This is a genomic window from Streptomyces sp. NPDC048417 (assembly GCF_040651615.1).
GTDB lineage: Bacteria > Actinomycetota > Actinomycetes > Streptomycetales > Streptomycetaceae > Streptomyces.
Window position 1 is genome coordinate 53,060 of record NZ_JBEZKI010000030.1, and the last position, 18,681, is coordinate 71,740.

Sequence of the window (18,681 nt, forward strand, 5' to 3'; positions counted from 1 at the left end):
TGTGCCTTGGATCGAAAAACGTCAACATAGAGGCATGTCGAAACAAGAGCTCGAGGTGATCGCCCAGGACACCGCCTGCTGCCCGGGCCTGGCTGCCACGCCGCTGGACGAGGATCAGGCGGCCGACCTGGCGAAGGTCTTCAAGGCCCTGGGCGACCCCGTCCGGCTGCGGCTGCTGTCGATGATCGCCTCGCGCGGCGAGGGCGGCGAGGTCTGCGTGTGCGAGCTGACCCCGGCCTTCGACCTGTCCCAGCCGACGATCTCCCACCACCTCAAGCTCCTGCGGCAGGCCGGCCTCATCGACTGCCAGCGTCGCGGCACGTGGGTCTACTACTGGGCGCTGCCCGGCGTACTGAACCGGCTCGCCGCGTTCCTGACCACCCCACGGACAGCCGGAGCCGACGCGTGAACAGCCCCCTCGGCCGCCGTGTCGCCGCAGAGGCGATCGGGACCGGGCTGCTCGTGACGGTGGTGGTCGGTTCCGGCATTCAGGCCACCGACCGGTCGCACGACCTCGGCGTGCAACTGCTCGCCAACTCCCTCGCCACGGTCTTCGGCCTGGGCGTGCTGATCACCGTCTTCGGGCCGGTCTCCGGCGCCCACTTCAACCCGGCCGTCACCCTCGCCGCCTGGCTCACCGAACGTCACACCCCGGACGGACTCACTCTGCGGGACGTCGCCGCGTACCTGCCCGCCCAGATCGCGGGGGCGATCGGCGGCGCGGTCCTGGCCGACGCGATGTTCGGCGAGCCGCTGGTGAGGTTCTCCACCCACGACCGCTCCGCCGGACACCTGTGGCTGAGTGAGGTCGTCGCCACGGCCGGGCTGATCCTGCTGGTCCTCGGCCTCAACCGGACCGGCCGTGCCGCGCTCGCGCCGGCCGCGGTGGCCTCCTACGTCGGGGCCGCCTACTGGTTCACCGCCTCCACGTCGTTCGCCAACCCGGCGGTGACCATCGGCCGGGCCTTCACCGACACCTTCGCCGGGATCGCGCCCGCCTCCGTCCCCCCGTTCATCGCCGCCCAACTGCTCGGCACCGCTCTCGGGCTCGGCGTCGTGGCCGCCGTCCATGGCCCGAAAGCCGCCCGCGCCCAAGGCGAGATCGGCGTCCCGGGCGGCGAACCCGAACCCGTCTCCTCCTGACCACGCCCCGAGAAAGTCACCCGTCATGAGCACTTCCCCCTCGCGTCCGTCGGTGCTGTTCGTCTGCGTCCACAACGCCGGCCGCTCCCAGATGGCCGCCGCCTTCCTCACCCACCTCGCGGGCGACCGTATCGAGGTCCGCTCCGCTGGCTCGGCCCCCGCCGACACCGTCAATCCGGCCGTGGTCGAAGCGATGAGCGAGGCCGGTGTCGACATCTCCGCCGAGACCCCGAAGATCCTCACAGTGGAGGCCGTCCAGGCGTCCGACGTCGTGATCACCATGGGATGCGGTGACACCTGCCCCGTACTCCCCGGCAAGCGGTACCTCGACTGGCAACTCGACGACCCGGCCGGCCAGGGCGTCGAGGCCGTCCGTCCCATCCGCGACGCGATCGAGACGCGCGTTCGCGCACTGATCTCGGAAGTGGCACCCGTCTGAGGACCGGCCCACGTCCGTGTGGCCCAGGTCAGCTACCGGATCGATCGTCCACCTGAACGTCCAGGTCCGGCCAGGCCATGGCCAGACGCTTCAACCGGCCCTCCGTGGACATCACCACCGAACGAGACGGCTCGTCCGGTCTGAAGTGGACGAGTGTCCCGGTGGTGCCGTCGGCCTCGACGGGCTCCAGGTCGGTGACCGGGATGCCGTGTTCGTAGCGTTGGGTCCAGGCCCCGTCGAGGCGGCGGTTGGTATGGACGAGCCATTCGCTGAGGGCCGCGACCACGGACATGCCTCGACGCGGGTGGCCGTCCGGAAGCAGTTCCGCGCCGGGGAAGTCGAAGAACCGGAGGTCCTTTGACGCCATGACCGGTTTCTTCACGAGCTGACCCTGTTCGTTCGTACGGGTATCGGTGCCCCGCCCGTCATCCGCCACGGACAGGGAGCCGTCCGGATGGAGCGTGACGAGACAACGGCCACCTCCCTTGCTCGAAGCTTCGTCAGCGGCATAGGCAAGCACCTCGAGGACAAGATGCAACGGCCCACCCGGCGCGAACTCCGCCGGACTGTGCCGGATATGCGCAAGATGATCCAGATCGATGGCACTGGACCAATCGTGCGTGGTGTTGACCCATGAACCTCTTGAGACCTCCATCGGACAAGTATCCGGTCGGCTCGCATCCGCCACGCGAGGAACCCTCGAGATCAGCCGCTCAGGAAACGGCCCGAAGACCGGCGTCACTCGGCACTGTCCACGTGGCGGTGCGCGGGCGTGATCTTGATCATGGTGGCCTGTCCGCCGCACAGCCTGGTCGGGTCCTCGGGGTCCGAGGAGAGGATGGTGACGGGGCCGGGTGCGGCGAGGGCGGTGGCGCTGAGTCGCGTCAACCGTCACCCTGCTCGATGTCCAGATGGATCGGACCCCGAAGAACAGGGCTGGGCCGGTACGGTGGCGGGTCGGCGACCAGCCTGGGGCGGTCGAGCCGGCGTACCAGCTCGGTCAGCGCGATCTGGGTTTCCCGCCGGGCCAGCGGGCCGCCGAAACACAGATGGATACCGCTGCCGAACCCGAGGTGCTGGTTGTCACGCCGATCCGGGTCGAAGCGGTCCGGATCGTGGAAGCGCCTCGGATCGCGGCTGCCTGAGGCCAGCATGAGCATGATCTGCGAGCCTTTGGGGATGACGGTGTCGGCGACGGTGATGTCGCTGTACGCCGCCCGCCAGGGAATGATCTGCACGGGAGGCTCGTAGCGCAGCAGTTCCTCGACCAGCGGCACGACGAGGTCCGGTTCGTCGCGCAGTCGTTGCAGTACCCGCGGGTGGCGCAGCAGCGTCAGCATGCCGTTGGCGATGAGGTTGACGACGGTCTCGTGGCCGGCGACGAGGAGCACTTTGGCGGTGGCGACGATTTCGGCGTCGGCCATCCGGCCGTCGGGCCCGTCGTCGTTGGCCAGCCGTGACAGCAGGCCGTCTCCCGGCCGTCCGTGGCGCTGCTCCACCAGCTCGCCGAGGTGTTGGCGCAGGTCCTTGCCGGCCTGCACGCCCTTGTCCAGTCTCTCCTTCGGGTCGGTCTCGGGGTTGTAGTCGATCGAGTTCATGATGTCGTTCACCCAGAGGTGGAACCTCGGCTCGTCCTCGCGTGGCACACCGAGCAGATGACAGGTCACGGTCACGGGGAGCGGGAAGGCGAAGTCGTCGACGACGTCGATCCGCTCCTTGCCCGCCACATCGTCGATCAGGCTGCCGACGGTGGAGGTCAGGAAGCCTTCGAGTCCGGTCACCAGTCCAGGGGTGTGCGGGGGGCCGAAGTGACGCGTCGCCATACGCCGGAGGCGATCGTGCTCGGGCGAGTCCATGTGGATGAACGACGAGGTGGCCCCGGAGGTGGTCCCTCCCTCGGCCGAGGGCATCGGACACGACAGATTGCGCACGTCGGAACTCAGATGCGGGTCATTCAGTACGTCCGTGATCTCGCGATAGGTGCTGATGACGTGGCTGCCGTCGTCCTGCCGGGCCACCGGCGTCCTGCGCAACTCGGCATACAGCGGGTAGGGGTCGGCCCGGGCGGAGTAGTCGAAGATCCGTCGCAGCGTGCCGGCCGTCCCGGTCGTGGTCGTCCGGCCCTCCTCGTGCCGATGCCGGTACACGGCCGTGCCGTGGCGCTCACCCGGGTCATGGCCTGTGACGACCACCGTGGCGCCCTGCGCGAGCAGGGCGGGGCCGGGGAAGTCGACGGGCACCGGTTTCATGTCGGCCGGCTGGTCCGGCGTGGGGCAGGGCGGCGGGAAAGGCGCGGACGTCTCGATCAACCGTCGGTAGTGGTCCAGCCACTTGCCGTTGTCGAAGCTCACGGCAGCCGTGACGCGGCCCCGATGGCCGTACGCGGTGACGAAACGGCGGTCGTCCAGGGATCCCTGGGTGACGACCACCTCGTCGGCGAAGGTCGGCACGCCGACGGACTTGATGTTGACGCCGAACTGGATCGACCAGAACAGCGGGACGGACAGGTGGGGCCGGCGGTCCGCCTGGGCGCTGACCATGTTGTGTGCGGCGACCTCTGCCTGCTCCACGGCGTTGGCCCAGTGCTCCAGCGCGATGAGCCGGTCCTCGTACATGGGGTTCGGGCAACGTGCCACGTCTCCCGCGGCGAAGACGTCGTCGGTGACGCGGCCGTTGATGTCGAGGGCGCGGCAGCCCGTGTCGCAGGTGACTCCCCACACGCCCGCCGCCAGCCCCGACTCCCGCAGCCACTCGGTGTTGCGGATGCTCCCGAGTGCCACCACCGCCACATCGGCGTCGACCGTGCTGCCGTCGTCGAAGTGGGCACGGCGAAACCGTCCCCGCGCGTCGCCCTCCAGCCGGACGACGTTGACACCGCACCGCAGGTCGACACCGTGGGCGCGCTGCATGTCGGCCGCCACCTCGCCGATCATGGCGCCGAGCGCCCCGACCAGCGGGGCCGGCCCGAGTTCGGCGACGGTCACCGGGATGTCCCGCTCGCGGCAGACGGAGGCGATCTCGGAGCCCGTGAATCCGGCACCGATGACCAGCACGCGGGAGGGTCCGTCGGCGAGGGCCCGTCGCAGGCTCTCGGCGTGCTCGCGGGTCCGTACGACGAACACCCCGTCCAGGGCCGCCTCGGACTCGACGAACCAGGGCCGGGCCCGTACCCCGGTGGAGATCAGGAGCCGGTCGAAGGGAACCTCGCGGCCGTCGGCGAGACGCACGTGGTTCGTCGCGAGGTCCAGCCCGTCGGCGGGCACGCCCAGCAGCCACTCCGCGTCGATGTCACGACGGCGGGGCAGCACGGTGCCGTCGGCGGGCACCCACCCCGTCAGCACCTGCTTGGACAGGGGAGGCCGGTCGTAGGGCTCGCCCGACTCGTCACCGATCATGGTCAATGATCCGGTGAACCCCTCGTCGCGCAGAGCCTCCGCGGCCCGCAGCCCCGCCAGGGACGCCCCGACGATCACGATGCGGCCCTCGCGTCTGAACGCTCGCAGGTGGTCGGTACCGGTCATGACGGCGACGCCTCCGCCGGTGCGTGCCGCGCCTCCTGCTGGCCGAGCAGGATCGCAAGATCAACGACAACTTTCACCCCGACCTCCACAGGGAGTGGGAACTGCAGACCCTCAAGCCGGCGTCACTCCGGCGCGCAACGGGGGAGGAGCCGGCCGCTGCCCGCCCCTGCGAAGTGCGAGGGGGTGCACCGCGCTCGTCGGGTCTCCGTGGGAGGAATGGACCACCGCGGCCAAGGCGATCGGCGCCTGACTGGGGACGTATCCCTGGGTGCGGCTGCATTTTGGTTACGTAGGCGGCGCGCTCTTTTGGATTGCCTTTTCGACGGAAACCGTGCCGGCACGGTGTGCCGAAATACCGTCAGAGAATCAGCGTAACAGCGGCACCGACTCCGGCGAGTCCAGCGTTGATCGATGAGATGGCCGCAGGCCAGAGACCCGGCCCCGCACTTCTTCGGCTGCCGGGGCACCCGCCCAGCACCTGCCTCGGTGTGCCTCTCAGTCTCATGCGCACAGCAGCGTGATCAAATAGGGCATGGCATCGTCCTGGACTGGAAATCGGGTCCGCCTGCGCGCTGTCGAGCCCGACGACTGGACGGCGTTCATGCGCTTCGCCGACGACGACGGGCGGCGAGGGAGCCGGCTGGATCTGCCGCGGTCCGCCGAGAGCTACCGTGCCTGGGCGAAGGAGCAGGCCGTTGCCGAGTGCGATGACGACCGCTTCCGGTTGGCAGTCGAAGCGACGGACACGGGAGAGCTGGTCGGCACAGTCGGCTCGCATCGCACCGGCCCTCGTTCAGGCTGGTTCGAGTGTGATGTCACGATCGGTGCTGACCACCGGCGCAACGGCTACGCGGCGGAGGCCGTGGTGCTGCTGCTGCGCTTCATGTTCGCCGAGCGGCGCTATCACAAATGCCTGGCAGCGGTCTTCGCCCACAACGAGGCATCGCTGGCACTTTTCCGTCGGCTCGGCTTCACCGAGGAGGGGCGCTTGCGGGAGCACGTTTTCCTCGCCGGCCGGCACCACGACCTCGTCATGTTGGGCATGCTCGCCGACGAGTTCGACCAGCGACACACGAGGGGCGAACCATGAGCCGGTCGTCCAGGTGCGTACGGAACGGCGCTCGAACTCCGTCGACGTACGCCTCTCGCTCCATCGACGTACGCCGCTCGCCGGTGGAGGCGGCCTGCCGCCGAAAGCAGGACCGCCCTCAGCCGCGCGGGGTGGCGCGCAGGCGCAAGCCGACGGTTGCGAGACCTTCGAGGGTGGTGACCTGGTAGCCGGGTTCCGGTCCGGGCGGCTCGCTCAAGTGGTGGCGGCGGGCGGTCTGCGCGGTCAGGAGCGTCAGCATCGCCATGGCGAGAGAGGCTCCCTCGCAGCCATGCGGCCCGGTACCGAAGGAGAGGAAGACCCCGGGTTTCGCCGGCGAGTCCGAACCGTCGAGCCAGCGCTCGGGCTGGAACCGGTCCGGCTCGGAGAATTCCCGTGCGTCGCGGTGGGCGGTGTAAGGGCAGACGAGAACGGTGGACCCGGCGTCGATCGTGTAGTCGGCGAGCTGGGTCTGTCGCGGGGCGCGCCGGGTCAGTAGCCAGCTCGGGGGGTACAGCCGGAGCACCTCACTCACCAAGGCCTGGGTGTATTGCAGGCTGCCGAGGTGGGCGCTGGTCGTCGCGGGCGGGTCCGCGGGCAGTGAGGCGGCTTCGGCCGCGACGCGGCCGGCCGCCTGGGGGTGCCGGGCCAGGTGGAGCAGGATCCAGCCGGCTGCCCGGGAAGGGGTCTCGAAGGTGGCGACGGTGATTCCGGGGAGAGTGTCGAGGATGGCCTCCTCCGGCAGTAGGCCGTAGTGCGGGGAGGGCCGGAGCATCTGTCCCAGCATGTCGTCACCGAGCCGGCCCGATGAACGACGGCGGCGGACGATGGGCCGCAAGGCGTCGGTGAAGGCGACTTGCTGCCGGGTGCGGAACCGCCGTGCCGGTGTGGGGATCCAGCGCGGCCATACCCAACGCGAGGGGTGTACGAGCACCTCCCGGGCCAGGAAGAGCTGTGCGGCGTAGGGCAGCAGGGTGGGAGCGTCTTCGGAGAAGAGGTAGCTCACGCCGATCTCTGCCAGGGTGTGCCGGATCGGGGGCAGAATCTCGACGTCCTGGCCCGTGGGCCACTGGTCGGCGAATCGAGCGGTCTGGGGCGCGATCTCACCGATCCGGCCCGCGACCGCCTGCGCCCGTAGTCCGCGCATGCGGGCGGCGTGAGCGTGCGCACGCTCCTCGGGTGTGGGTGCTCCGCCCGACCGCTTCAACGCCGGGAAGAGAGGCGAGGATGCCTTGGGGAAGTCCTGCGCGCGGCGCAGGACCGCTTCACACGGCCCGGCCGCAGCGGCTACGTAGACGCCCGGCTCCAGCTGCCAGACGTCCCCACACTCCTCGGCGCCGCGGCGCGCCACTGCCAGCCGGTCGCGGCTCCAGGCCGCGAAGCCGGCTTCGGGCAACCGCGGCGGCTCATTCCTTCGGCCCATGAGATCGTCCCTGGCTCTCGTACCTGTCCAGGCCGATGTCGTCGGCAGCGGGGCTGGGACCTGGCGGGCGCCCAGGGGCGCCCGTCGGCAGTGCGGTCAGTCCTAGTCGCCGGCGTACGCATCCCATTCGTGGGCCCCGTACGCACCGTAGTGGCGGGTGAAGGACAGCTTGCCGAGCAGTTTGGCGATCATGACGCACTCCTCTCGCCTGTCTTCAGCACCAAAAGCCACACATGACATATTGCCACATACAGCACATCTACGATATAGAGCAGATTTCCGGTCACCGGTCGCGCGCAAGAGCCCCGTACGGCACGGGGCCGTGCACGACGCCTCTAAGGCCGTCGCAGAAACCCCCTCTCCATGGCCACCACCACCGCCCTCGTCCGGTCGTTCACATCGAGTTTGGCGAACAGGCGCAGCAGATGCGTCTTCACCGTGGCCTCGGCGATCACCAGGCGTCTGCCGATCTCGGCATTGGTGAGGCCGTCGGCCACCGCGTTGAGGACATCGGTCTCGCGGTCGGTCAGCGGGTCCTGAACGGGGCGCCGCATCCGCGCCACCAGCTTCTCGGCGACCCGGGGAGCCAGCACCGTCTCGCCGCGTGCCGCCGCGTGGATGGCGTCGACGAGCTGCTCGCGGGTGGTGTCCTTGAGCAGATAGCCGATGGCACCGGCCTCCACACCGCGCTCGATCTCCGTGTCCGTGTCGTACGTCGTCAGGATCAGTACCCGGGTACGCGGATACCGGGCGACGATCTCGGTCGTCGTCGCCACCCCGTCCAGGACGGGCATCCGCAGATCGACCAGGGCGACATCGGGGTCGTACCGCTCGACGAGTCCTAGCCCCGCGCGCCCGTCGCCCGCCTCGCCGACGATCTCGATGCTGTCCTCGGCGGCGAGCAGGGCGACCACTCCGGCCCGCATGACGGTGTGATCGTCCACCACGACGATACGCAGAACCCCCTCACTCATGCTTCGCCCTCGCCCGCCGTGGGGATCGTCGCCAGGATCCGCGTCCCGTCTCCCACCGAACTCGTCACCGTGAGCCTCCCGCCCAGCTCCGCCAGTCGTTTGCGCATGCCGTAGAGCCCGAAGCCCGTCGACTCCGCCACCACGAATCCGGTCCCGTCGTCGGTGATCTCCAGTTCCACTCCGTACGGTCGCCGGACCAGCACCACACCGACCGTGGACGCGCGCGCGTGTTTGCGCACGTTGGCCAGGGACTCCTGGGTGCAGCGCAGCAGCGCGATCCGGGTCTGCTGGTCGCACTCCAGGTCTGCCAGGTCGGCGTCCACGGCGAGCCCGGTGTCCTCCGCGAAGCGGTCCAGCGTACGGCGCAGAGTCTGCGTCACCGAACCGGCCGTCGCTCCGCCCGGACCCGGATGCCGCACCGAACCGACCAACTCCCGGGCCTCTGCCAGGTTTTCCCGAGCGGTGGACTCGATCGACCGCAGTTGCTGGGCGCTGCGTGCCGGATCGTCGGACATGCCCGCCCGTGCCGCCTCCGCCAGCACGATGATCGATGCGAAGCCCTGCGCGAGCGTGTCGTGGATGTCCCGTGCGATGCGTTCCCGCTCGTCCGCCGCGCCCTGTCGCTGGTGAGCCTCGGACAGCTGCGCCTGCGTCCGCTCCAACTCCTCGATCAGCCGCGCCCGTTCGCTGCTCTGCGCGACGACCGAGTGCGCCCACAGGCCGATCAGTACGCCCACCGCGACCACGATCAGGGTGGACACCAGCGTCTCGCCGAAGAACTCCGCCGACCAGCCCTGCCGGACCAGGCTCCCGGCCAGCGTGGCACCGGTGGCCAGTCCCAGGAACCCCATCGAGGCCCTGGGCGTATGCCCGAACATCCAGTAGTGCGGCAGCGTCACCATGAACAGTGCCGCATAACTGCTCCCGAGGAACGCCAGCCCGCCAAGAGCGAGTACCAGCACCGAGAGGTAGACCCGCGGACGTACGACGGGATTCCCCGGCCGGCGGTCGAGTACCGCGTAGCACAGCACCACGCAACCGAGCAGTGCGAGCGCCTTGTACTTGCTCCCGCCGGACGGAGCGGTCGTCACCAGCCCGACGGCCATCGCACCGAACAGCCCCCAGCACACCGCGTTCCACCGGCGCAGCGAAGTGGCCCAGAAGGCGTCGGCCGAGGGGTCGGCGAGAGCAGTCATGCCGATCAACGTACGTCGACCACCAGTTGGCCGTCGGCGAATTGAGCCGCCGCCTTTCGCTCCGCCGCCCGCGAGGGCCACCAGGTCGCCTCGCCGAGCAGCAGCATGGCCGACGGCAGCACCATGATCCGGACCACGAAGGCATCGAGCAGCACGGCCACCGCGAGGACGAAGCCGATCTGCTTCATCTCGATGATGTGCAGGAAGACGAAACTCACGAACACGGTCGTCATCACCACCGCGGCGCTCGTCACCACGCTCGCCGACCTGTGGATTCCGTCGAGCACGGCCTGCCTCGTGGACGCGCCCGCGAGCACGGCCTCCCTGATCCGGCTCACCACGAACACCTGGTAGTCCATCGAGAGCCCGAAGAGGATCACGAAGAGGAACAGCGGTACGCGCGAGCCGATCGAACCTGTGGAGTGGAAGTCCAACAACCCTTCGGCCCAGGTGCCCTGGAAGACCAGGACCAGCAGTCCGAGCGCCGCCGCCGCGGACAGCAGATTCAGTACGACACCGATCAGGCCCAGCACCACCGAGCGGAACGCGTATGTGGTCATCGCGAAGGTCACGAGCAACAACGCTCCGAGGACCAGCGGGAGTTTGCTGTTCTGGTGAGCGGGATAGTCGGCGTACCGGGCGACGTCCCCGCTCACCGCGAACTCGGCCCCGTCGACCCGGCCGACGGTCGCGGGCAGATAGTCGTCCCGCAGGTGGTCGAGGGAGTCGTACGCCTGCTCGGAGTCGCCCAGGTACGGCACCCTCAGCTCGAGCACGCTGAACCGGTGGTCGGCGGAGGTCCGGATGCCCGAGGCGCCGGCGAACAGCGGGTCGGCGTCGGCGCGTCGGGCCAGTTCGCCCAGAGCCCGGGCGACCTCGCCGGAGCGCGCGGCGTCGGCACGCACGACCACCTGGTGCGTGACCCGCTGCTCGGGGAACGCTTCGTTCAGCCGGTCGTACACCCGCATGGCGGGGATGTCCCGGGAGTGCGTGTCCCGGCTCATCTCCGTGATCTTCAACCCGGCCAGCGGGGTGACGAGCGCGAGCAGGGCGAGAACGGAGACGCACAGGGTGGCCAGCGGATGCCTGCTCGCCGGCCGCAGCAGCGCGGCCCACACGCGGCCGCCGCCCTCGCCACGTGTCCGGCGCGCCGGCTTTCCGCGCTCGGCGCGGCGCCGCGCCCTGCGCTCGGCCCGCTGTCCGAGCTTGACCAGCAGCGCCGGCAGCGCCGTCAGGGAACTGGCCACCGCGACCAGGACGACCACGATGGTGCCGGTGGCCAGCGAGGAGAAGATGACGTCCGAGGCGAGATACAGCGTCGCGGTGGAGGCCACGACCGCGAGTCCGGAGATCACGACCGCCCGGCCCGAGGTTGCCGCGGCCAGCTCCACCAGCGCCTCGGAGCTCAGCCGACCGCCCGAGCGGGCGCGCTCCTCACGCTCCCGCTTGAGGTAGAAGAGCGTGTAGTCGACACCGACGGCGAGGCCGATCATCAGGATGACGTTCGTGCCGACCCCGGCGTCAGGGGAGAGGTGCGAGGCCACCATCGACAGCCCGACGGCCGCCGCGATCGACGACAGAGCCAGCAGCAGCGGCACCCCGGCCATGGTCACCGACCCGAAGACGACCAACAGGGTGATCAGGGTGATGGGCAGCGTGATCTCCTCCGACAGTGCCAGATCGTCGCCGCGCTGCTGGTCGACTCCCTTGCTGATGGAGGGACTCCCGGTCTCCTGCAGCAGCAGCGCCGGACGCGCCTTCGCCACCGCCTCGGTCTGCGCGAGCAACGCGTCGACCTTGTCCTTCGCGTCCCGTTCCTCGCCCTTCAGGGCCACCTCGACCAGGAGGATCCGGTGATCCCCGGACAGCAGCGGGTCGGCCACGCCCGCCACCTCGGGCAGCCGCTTCATCCGGGAGGTCAGGTCCTTCGCGGCGGCATCGGCCGCGGCCCGGTCGAGGAGGCCCGACCGGGAGGAGATCAGCACCTGCTCGGTGGACCTGCGCTCCAGATGCCCCTCGGCGGCCATCGCCTCCGCCCGGCCGGCCTCGCCGACCCGGTAGTCGGCCGTCGTGGCGCTGTGCGTGCCGACGGCACTGCCGATCCCCAGGCACAGCACCACGAACGCGAGCCAGCCGACGACGGCCCGCCAGGGGTGCCGAGCGCTCCAACGCGCCATACGGACAGTGAATGAGTTCATACCCAATAGCCTTGCTGGCCAGCTCAGTTGGCGGACAGAGGCGCCTGGTTGAACTTCGCGTCCACCGATCGGTGGACCTGGACCGGAAGAGGCCCCGCGTGCCGGGCCTTCGGGGTGCGTGGCGGTGGCAAGAGCGTTGGCCGGCCGACAGAGAGCAGCGGGGGTCGCCGAGCGGAGAAGGCGGCGATGAGAAAGCGCCTGGAACGTCACGTAATTCCCCACCCCGTGACGCCGACTTCCCCGCCCTGTCATTCGAACGCGCGGATCACGGCTCGGGGGTCCATTCCACGGGAGGGAGCGTGCGGCTGTAGTGGGCTCCTCTGGTGCCGTAGCGGGCGAGGTGCAGGGTCTCACCGTCGATCTGGATCTCCGCCGGCGGAGGGTTGGGAACGGAGATCCGCGGGTGGGCGTAGGGGTGGCCTTCGATGAAGAGAGGCTCCCGGTGGCGGTTCCGGCCGTCCGCCCAGCTCTGGGCCCGCTCGCGGGTCCACGGGTTCTGCAGGGTCTGCGGGGCGGCCGGGTCGTGCTCGTAACCGTTGAGGCTGCGCACCGGAGCTTCGCTGTAGACACCCTTGACCCGGAAGTTCTCCAGGTCATCCGCACGTACGATCATGTGGACGTACCGGCGGCTGTTGCCTCGGTGCCGGCCCACCGCGGGCCAGCGACCCCAGCCGGGGTCCCAGCGGACGGGCGGGAGCCACAGCAGGGTGCCTGCGCGGAAGTGCTTCGTGCCGTGCTGGATGTCGAGGCCGCTCTCGCCGTGCGCGGTTTCCCGCGCCACGTTGGCCACCAGGCACCAGCCCAGCAGCCCGTCCGGCGTCTCTTCTTCGGCGGGTCCCGTGTCTGTCACGCCGAGAATCCTGAGGCACGAGACACGGCGCAAGCCAGCGCTTATCGGCTGAGCCGACCGGAACGAACCCTCTGCGGATCACCAGCCGCAGGAGGCATCGGCCTCGTTCGAACACGGGGGCGGGGAGCTGGAGCTCCTGGTGGGGAACTACGTGGCCGCGGCCGCCGACACCGGATCGCCACTGCCTCGTCAACGGTCCGGTGCCACGCGACCACGGTGATTCAATGTCATGGCCTTGTCAGTGCTTGAAGGAATCCTTGGTCCTCTCTTTCGCACCCCGCATCCTGCCCCGCGCTTCGAGGGCGGCGCCCTTTGCTGCGAGGGCATCCTTGTGCACCGCGTGTGCTGCCTTTCGCACGGTCTTTCCGACAACCTGTTCGGCCTTTGCCTTGGCTTTCTCTCCGGCACTCATCTCGGTACCTCCGCGCTCACTGGCCGAGTGCCCCTGAGGCAGGGGCAAAACCTTGAAGCAGTCGGTGTCACATGCGCCGCGTCCGACGGAGCGACAGTTTTGTCCCGAAGCAATGTGGACGGGCCCTCGGCCTTGGGGCGGTGTGCTCCTCACCTGCGCTGATGGTCCGCAGGCGTTCGCGCTCGTTCGTCGGCGTCGTCACGTGGTCAGACACTCACCCGGAAACAGGGAGCTCCTTCATTCCTCCCCGGTTGGAATGAGGCGATCGACGCCCTCTGCGTCGTCCATATTTCCGTGTGCGTCCACGGTGATCGGAGTGGCCCGTCCCCTGGACGTGACGAGCCAAGCAAGTACCTGCTCAGTCAATGGCCCGTTGTCGGGTCCCTCGTCTTTCCCGTACGCGCGCCAGCCGCCCCCCGGTAGGGCGGCCACCACCTGGGCGGCTCGCTCCAGGTGCAAGAAGCCCGCCACGCTGTTTTCGGCACGCTCGGCAACCTCCGTCGGATCAACTCCTGCGTTGAGCCACGTCGACGGAGCAGAGTGGCGAAGGTGAGGTTCTGCTCGGCCGCTACGCGAAGTGCCTCGATGGCAGGCAGGAGGTGGCCAACGGCAAGATCGATGGGCTGCTGCGCGAGTACGAGTGATCAGGTGTGGTGTCGTGTCAGTGCCCTCTCCTACGCTGCTCTTTTGGTCGAACAGTACGCATGGGGAAGGGACGAGGATGGGCGGCGACGCATGGAGACACACGGGCCCGTATCAGCCTGATCTGGCGGACGCATTCCGGCAGGCCCAGGAAGAGGAACTGGTGAAGGACGACCACGGCTTCGAGGGCCGATCCGTAGAGGAGCTGTGGCGCGACCCATCGTGGCACGAGTACATCTTCACCGGTGGCACGGGCACGGTGCTGGACTTCCCCCTCATGATCGAAGCGACGGACACCGACAGCGGTCCATTCATGCGGCCGCTGACCGACCGCGAGGTGCGCGCCTGGGCTCCCAATTGCCGACCCACCTACGAAGAGTGGGATGGCGCCCTCGATTCCTGTCGTTTGGCCTTCCCCGGTCGTGCCCAGGGGAACTGCACGGTGCTCTACCGCGACGGGCGACCCGCGCAGATCGGCTACTGGGGAGTCACCGCAGACTAGAGGAACGGCGCAGCGCCGCAGCGAAAGCCCTTGGACCTGTCCAGGGGCCTTCGCGTTTCCTGGGTCTGACCAGGGAGGGTGCTTCAAGATCCTTTCCCGTGGACCGACTCGGGCGAGCGGCACGACCGCCGCGGGCTGAAAGGCGCGGGAGGCAACCAGCGACCGCCCGGTGCCCATACCGCCCGTCCTGGTCGCCATCCTTCGGGCTCACTTGAAGGAGTTCGGGACCGCCAGGAGGGGCGTGCGTTCGGCAACGAACGCGGGGGAGTGGTCGGCTCTTCCACCTACTGGCGGGTGTGGGAAGAAGCGCGAGAGTGCGCGCTTTCGCCGGAGCGCATCGACTCACCGTGGGCCGGGCGCCCGTACGACCTGCGGCACGCGTGCATCACGCGGTGGCTGAACACCGGCGTGCCGATCGCTGAAGTGGCCAGGAGGGTCGGCAACTCCCCGGAAGTTATCCACCGCAGGTATCACAGTTGTATCGACGGTCACGAGGAAGCCGCGACCGCGAGGATTGCGAAAGCGCTGGTGGAGGACGGCGACACGGTATAAGGCACGCAATGTTAGGGAGCTTGGGGAACAAGGCTCCCTCTGGCGCCGGCTCATGCGAGCCACCGTTCCATCGGCATCGCATTCCGCGTCGCCGGCGGATCAGTTTTCCAGATTTCAATCAAGTTGGAAGTCCCCCAAGTGGCGCAACCCCGCATCTGGAGTAACTATTGAGGAAGGCATTGTGGACGCCCATTGTAGGCGGGGTGAGTGGCTGCCGCCCAGGCGAGCGTGCAATGGACCTCGGGATATGTGACGCCGGGCATCCTTTTCCGGCAAGAGTCAGATTCCTGGACCCTTAAAAGGGTCAACCGAGAGCTTTCTTGGAGAGGTTGGAGAAAATGTCAGTAGTCGACATAGGGTGGGCCACCGTAGCCGCCAACAGCTCCTTCGAATGGTTCAATCACGGCTGGAATTCCAATCAATCAGTCGTGTACAGCATCATCGTCTTCCCGGGGACGGGTGTGCCCAATCCAGTGGGGCACGCGACGCTCGCGCAAGGCGAGTCGTTTCAGCATGTAGACGGCACGAAGGCCTACAAGTTCTATATACGAAACAATGCACCGTTTAATTCATGCGACGTGCACGTTCTCGCGCAAGTCGGTTCCCTCTGAACGTGCATGTCCGGAAGGCGGAGGGCAATCATGTCGACAGTGAAGGTCACGATCGTGCACGATGAGGCGGGCCGCATTGTGTCCATAGCGCGCCCCGCACCCGATGCACAGGTCACGGTGCTGAGCGGCGAAGGGGAGTCTGTGTTGGAGACGGAAGTAGGCGAAGAACTCGTACGTGAGCTGGCGACCGGGAAGCACAGAGTCGACGTCGCAGGCCAACGCATCGTTCCCTACAACGGGTAGACACGGATGCAAGGAGAGCTCTCCCCTGGGGTTACACAGCAGCCATGAGCCGCCCTCAGGGTGTGTCGGAGGTTGTCGCGACCACTGAGAGACAACGAGAAAGGGCGGGAGCCAGTGAGACTGACTCCCGCCCTTTTCTGTCGGCATCCGGGTTGCGTCCGGGGGAGTGGTGTACGGGTTCGACCTGATCCGGGGGTTTGCTCCGGCATCGGGATGAGGCCCGCATAGATGAACGGTCACCGGCTGATCTTCGAGACGTCGAGTCACGAAGGAGATCAGCACGATGACCGCACCCGACAGTCTGCCCCTGCACGCCGGATGCGTCGGACGTCCGGATGATCGGCCGGTCGTCTCCCGGATCATCCGGCGCAGTACCGTGGACGAAACCACCCGCCCTCCCGAGGGCCACAGCCGGCAGGACGAGGCCAGCCGCGCCTGGAACTTCCACGTCGCCCTCTACTACAAGGCCGGCGGCGCCCCATGGCGCTTCCTGCGCAACCCCCTGATCTCACCACCTGCCAAGTCGGCATCGCGTTCTACCGCAGCGACGACGGAAACGCCCTGGACACCTCGGTCGCCCAGGTGTTCAACGAACGCGGGGGCGGAGTGATCGTGCGCGGCGTGCATCTCGCCAGCTACGCGGCGGGGGCGAGTTCGGCTCGACCGAAGAGTAGCGCCCAGCCGGTGGGGAGCTGGTGAAGGATGCGGGTGATCAGGTCGGAGCCGGCATGGGCTGTGACGGCGGCGAAGACGGAGCCGCAGTCCCAGCGGGTGGTGGCCAGGGAGGCACCGGAGCGGGCGGCGAGGTCCTTGACGAAGGCCCAGCCGGTCAGCGGCTGGACGTCGGGGATCTGCGCGGTCAGTACGCGTGCGGCCTCCAGGGGCAGGCAGGCGGCCAGAGCGACACGTTCGTCGCCGGTCAGCTGACGCCCGAGCCCCGCGATGACCAGGCGGACGGCTTCGTCGGCCCGCTCGCGGGTTGGGTAGGCGCCCTCGTAGCGGACTTTCTCCAGCATCTGCTCGTACGCCGTCGAGTACGGCTGCTGGTGCTCAAGCGGTACGCGCGCGTCGGAGATCACTGCGGTGTATGCCTTTCATGGAGCCATGGGGCGCCGGGTGCAGGCGGCCCCGGTCTTGGTCAGGTGGGCTGGGGACGGCCGAAGAGGAGGTCGTAGCCGGCGGGGAGCTGGAGCAGGATCCGCCCCGTCAGGTCCTCGCCTGCCGTGTCGGCGACGGTGGACAGCACGGCGCTGACGTCCCAGGTCGCGGTCTGCTCGGTGGCGCCCTCGATCCAGGCGGCGGTCGCGCGGACGAACCGCTCGGGGGGCAGCGGCTCGGCGCTCTGCAGCGGGTTGAGCAGGATCAGGGCGAAGCCTTCCGGCAGGCGTGCCGCGAGTTGGGCGCGAACCTCGCCGACCAGGTGTGCGCCGAGCAGGGCGAGCACCACGCGGGCCGCACGCTCGGCTTCCTCCGCAGTGTCGTATGCGCCGCGTTCCCTCACGTGGTCGAGGAACGCTTCGTGTCGCAAGGTCATCTGCCGCCACCCCTTTTTGTCTTCGGGCCGTCCACGGGGGGTGCGGAGGGCGGGGAGGGGGAGATCAGGTGTCCGTCCTCCGCACCGGTCCGGCCGGTGTCAGCCGGAGATCTCCTTGCGGCCGGAGCCGACGCCGATGGAGATCTTGCGGGGCTTGGCGCGCTCGGCGATCGGGATGCGCAGAGTGAGCACGCCCGCCTCGTAGTCGGCCTGGATGTGCTCGGTGTCGAGGGTGTCGGCGAGCACGAGCTGGCGGGAGAAGACACCCAGCGGCCGCTCGGACAGCTCCATCTGCACGTCGTCGGTCTTCGCCACCGGCCGCCGCTCGGCCTTGACGGTGAGCATGTTCCGCTCGACGTCGATGTCGATCGCGTCCGCGGTGACGCCGGGGATGTCGAAGGCCACCACGTACTCGTCGCCCTCACGGTAGGCGTCCATGGGCATCGCCGAGGGGCGTGACCAGGTGCCCGGGCCCATCAGATGCTGGGTCAGCCGGTCCAGCTCACGGAACGGGTCAGTGCGCATCAACATCGTGAAACACCTCCAGCAGGTTTGGGGGACTGCCAATGCGCTGCACTGACACCGTTGTAACATGTCATCCAATGGATGACAAACATGACGTCGTCGACCTGATGACCGTCTGAGGGAGGTGCCCGTGACCGCAGCCGACCAGCCGTCCACGACCCCTACCGACGCCCACGGTCCGGCGTCCTTTCTCGCCGCCTCGGCGGCTCTTGCCGCCATAGACGACGCGCTGCGTGATGCCCAGCACGAGACCCCCGACGCCGCCGGCCCCGGTCCCGAGCAGGCGCTGGCCTCGCTGATGCTGCTGCGGCACGTGCGCGAGCAGCTCGCCGGCTGGGAGACCGGCCTGATCGAAACCGCCCGCGACGCGGGCGCCAGCTGGGCCGACCTCGCCGGCCCCCTCGGCGTCGCCAGCCGCCAGGCCGCCGAACGCCGGTACCTGCGTGGCCGCCCCGGCGCCCTCGGCACCACCGGAGAGCAGCGCGTGACGGCCACCCGCCAGGCCAGGGCCGCCGAACGCGCCACCACTACCTGGGCCCGCGCCAACGCCGCCGACCTGCGCCGCCTCGCCGGACAGATCACCGCGCTCGCCCACCTCGCGCCCGAAGCGCGCTCAGCTCAGGCCGCCGTCCATGCCGCCCTCGGCGCCGCCGACGCCGCCGAGCTCATCGCCCCCCTGAACGGCATGCGTCCCTACCTCGATGCCCGCCACACCGACCTCGTCGAATGCCTGGACGCCCTCGGCGACCGGCGCACGACGACAGCAGCCGACGATGCCTGACTCCCGCCGCAGAGAGTCACACCATGCGGGTGCGGTCCGGCCCGCTCC

General features: G+C 68.9%; 20 protein-coding genes and 2 pseudogenes. 9 read left to right on the forward strand and 13 right to left on the reverse strand.

Annotated elements, in window-relative coordinates; genetic code table 11:
• Positions 1–34: 34 nt before the first annotated feature.
• From AB0D59_RS38160 to AB0D59_RS38170, 3 genes are read left to right on the forward strand one after another with little or no spacing between them, the layout of a single operon-like run.
• Complete coding sequence (locus tag AB0D59_RS38160) at positions 35–409, forward strand: metalloregulator ArsR/SmtB family transcription factor (protein WP_362575454.1); 375 nt, start codon at positions 35–37, stop codon at positions 407–409.
• A complete protein-coding gene (locus tag AB0D59_RS38165) occupies positions 406–1,143 on the forward strand; it encodes an MIP/aquaporin family protein (protein WP_362575456.1) in 738 nt (245 codons plus the stop codon). The genes AB0D59_RS38160 and AB0D59_RS38165 overlap by 4 nt, the downstream gene beginning before the upstream one ends.
• Before the next feature lie 25 nt (positions 1,144–1,168).
• Positions 1,169–1,582: an arsenate reductase ArsC gene (locus tag AB0D59_RS38170; protein ID WP_362575458.1), complete on the forward strand. Its 414-nt coding sequence runs from the start codon at positions 1,169–1,171 to the stop codon at positions 1,580–1,582.
• A gap of 28 nt (positions 1,583–1,610) precedes the next feature.
• On the opposite strand, the gene AB0D59_RS38175 is transcribed toward AB0D59_RS38170, so the two are convergent.
• From AB0D59_RS38175 to AB0D59_RS38190, 4 genes and pseudogenes are all read right to left on the reverse strand, one after another.
• Positions 1,611–2,237, reverse strand: coding sequence for an ATP-binding protein (locus tag AB0D59_RS38175; RefSeq protein ID WP_362575459.1), 627 nt, complete (start codon positions 2,235–2,237; stop codon positions 1,611–1,613).
• Positions 2,238–2,320: 83 nt separating this feature from the next.
• On the reverse strand, positions 2,321–2,470 hold the full coding sequence (locus tag AB0D59_RS38180; RefSeq protein WP_362575625.1) for a hypothetical protein: 150 nt from the start codon (positions 2,468–2,470) through the stop codon (positions 2,321–2,323).
• Positions 2,467–3,492, reverse strand: a complete 1,026-nt coding sequence (locus AB0D59_RS38185; RefSeq protein WP_362575617.1) for a cytochrome P450 — start codon at positions 3,490–3,492, stop codon at positions 2,467–2,469. Before AB0D59_RS38185 ends, AB0D59_RS38180 begins: the two co-directional genes overlap by 4 nt.
• Positions 3,493–3,741: 249 nt before the next feature.
• Positions 3,742–5,103, reverse strand: a pseudogene (locus AB0D59_RS38190) (FAD/NAD(P)-binding oxidoreductase); the annotation flags it as partial.
• 532 nt (positions 5,104–5,635) lie between these two features.
• Between AB0D59_RS38190 and AB0D59_RS38195 the strand changes: the two are divergent.
• Positions 5,636–6,193: a GNAT family protein gene (locus AB0D59_RS38195; protein ID WP_362575461.1), complete on the forward strand. Its 558-nt coding sequence runs from the start codon at positions 5,636–5,638 to the stop codon at positions 6,191–6,193.
• 118 nt (positions 6,194–6,311) lie between these two features.
• Here the strand turns inward: AB0D59_RS38195 and AB0D59_RS38200 are convergent, their stop codons facing one another.
• The 6 genes from AB0D59_RS38200 to AB0D59_RS38225 all read right to left on the reverse strand — a co-directional run bounded on the left by AB0D59_RS38200 (position 6,312) and on the right by AB0D59_RS38225 (position 13,243).
• Entirely contained in the window at positions 6,312–7,613 is a 1,302-nt protein-coding gene (locus AB0D59_RS38200) for a cytochrome P450 (protein WP_362575463.1), read from the reverse strand.
• 335 nt (positions 7,614–7,948) lie between these two features.
• Positions 7,949–8,587 carry a response regulator transcription factor gene (locus tag AB0D59_RS38205; RefSeq protein ID WP_362575465.1) on the reverse strand — a complete coding sequence of 213 codons (639 nt, stop codon included), beginning with the start codon at positions 8,585–8,587 and terminating at the stop codon, positions 7,949–7,951.
• Positions 8,584–9,783 carry a sensor histidine kinase gene (locus AB0D59_RS38210; protein WP_362575467.1) on the reverse strand — a complete coding sequence of 400 codons (1,200 nt, stop codon included), beginning with the start codon at positions 9,781–9,783 and terminating at the stop codon, positions 8,584–8,586. Before AB0D59_RS38210 ends, AB0D59_RS38205 begins: the two co-directional genes overlap by 4 nt.
• A 5-nt stretch (positions 9,784–9,788) precedes the next feature.
• Positions 9,789–11,981, reverse strand: a complete 2,193-nt coding sequence (locus tag AB0D59_RS38215; protein ID WP_362575469.1) for an MMPL family transporter — start codon at positions 11,979–11,981, stop codon at positions 9,789–9,791.
• Between the two features lie 265 nt (positions 11,982–12,246).
• A complete protein-coding gene (locus AB0D59_RS38220; protein WP_362575471.1) occupies positions 12,247–12,831 on the reverse strand; it encodes a hypothetical protein in 585 nt (194 codons plus the stop codon).
• 238 nt (positions 12,832–13,069) lie between these two features.
• A complete protein-coding gene (locus tag AB0D59_RS38225; RefSeq protein WP_362575473.1) occupies positions 13,070–13,243 on the reverse strand; it encodes a hypothetical protein in 174 nt (57 codons plus the stop codon).
• A gap of 721 nt (positions 13,244–13,964) precedes the next feature.
• Between AB0D59_RS38225 and AB0D59_RS38230 the strand changes: the two genes are divergently transcribed.
• The 4 genes and pseudogenes from AB0D59_RS38230 (at position 13,965) to AB0D59_RS38245 (ending at position 16,403) form a co-directional block, all read left to right on the forward strand.
• Positions 13,965–14,387, forward strand: a complete 423-nt coding sequence (locus AB0D59_RS38230) for a hypothetical protein (protein WP_362575475.1) — start codon at positions 13,965–13,967, stop codon at positions 14,385–14,387.
• Between the two features lie 99 nt (positions 14,388–14,486).
• Positions 14,487–14,939 (forward strand): annotated as a pseudogene (locus tag AB0D59_RS38235) (site-specific integrase); the annotation flags it as partial.
• Positions 14,940–15,580: 641 nt separating this feature from the next.
• The gene (locus AB0D59_RS38240; protein ID WP_362575477.1) at positions 15,581–15,793 is read left to right on the forward strand and encodes a hypothetical protein; all 213 of its coding nucleotides are present in this window, start codon (positions 15,581–15,583) and stop codon (positions 15,791–15,793) included.
• A 283-nt stretch (positions 15,794–16,076) separates the two neighbouring features.
• The gene (locus AB0D59_RS38245; RefSeq protein WP_362575479.1) at positions 16,077–16,403 is read left to right on the forward strand and encodes a hypothetical protein; all 327 of its coding nucleotides are present in this window, start codon (positions 16,077–16,079) and stop codon (positions 16,401–16,403) included.
• A 25-nt stretch (positions 16,404–16,428) separates the two neighbouring features.
• Here the strand turns inward: AB0D59_RS38245 and AB0D59_RS38250 are convergent, their stop codons facing one another.
• The 3 genes from AB0D59_RS38250 to AB0D59_RS38260 form a co-directional block, all read right to left on the reverse strand.
• Positions 16,429–16,872, reverse strand: coding sequence for a DUF2267 domain-containing protein (locus AB0D59_RS38250; RefSeq protein WP_362575481.1), 444 nt, complete (start codon positions 16,870–16,872; stop codon positions 16,429–16,431).
• A gap of 59 nt (positions 16,873–16,931) precedes the next feature.
• Positions 16,932–17,327, reverse strand: coding sequence for a DUF2267 domain-containing protein (locus AB0D59_RS38255; RefSeq protein WP_362575483.1), 396 nt, complete (start codon positions 17,325–17,327; stop codon positions 16,932–16,934).
• Positions 17,328–17,426: 99 nt separating this feature from the next.
• Positions 17,427–17,858, reverse strand: coding sequence for an Hsp20/alpha crystallin family protein (locus AB0D59_RS38260; RefSeq protein ID WP_362575485.1), 432 nt, complete (start codon positions 17,856–17,858; stop codon positions 17,427–17,429).
• 124 nt (positions 17,859–17,982) lie between these two features.
• On the opposite strand from AB0D59_RS38260, the gene AB0D59_RS38265 reads away from it, so the two are divergent.
• Complete coding sequence (locus tag AB0D59_RS38265) at positions 17,983–18,633, forward strand: type III effector protein (protein WP_362575487.1); 651 nt, start codon at positions 17,983–17,985, stop codon at positions 18,631–18,633.
• The last annotated feature ends 48 nt before the right edge of the window (positions 18,634–18,681 follow it).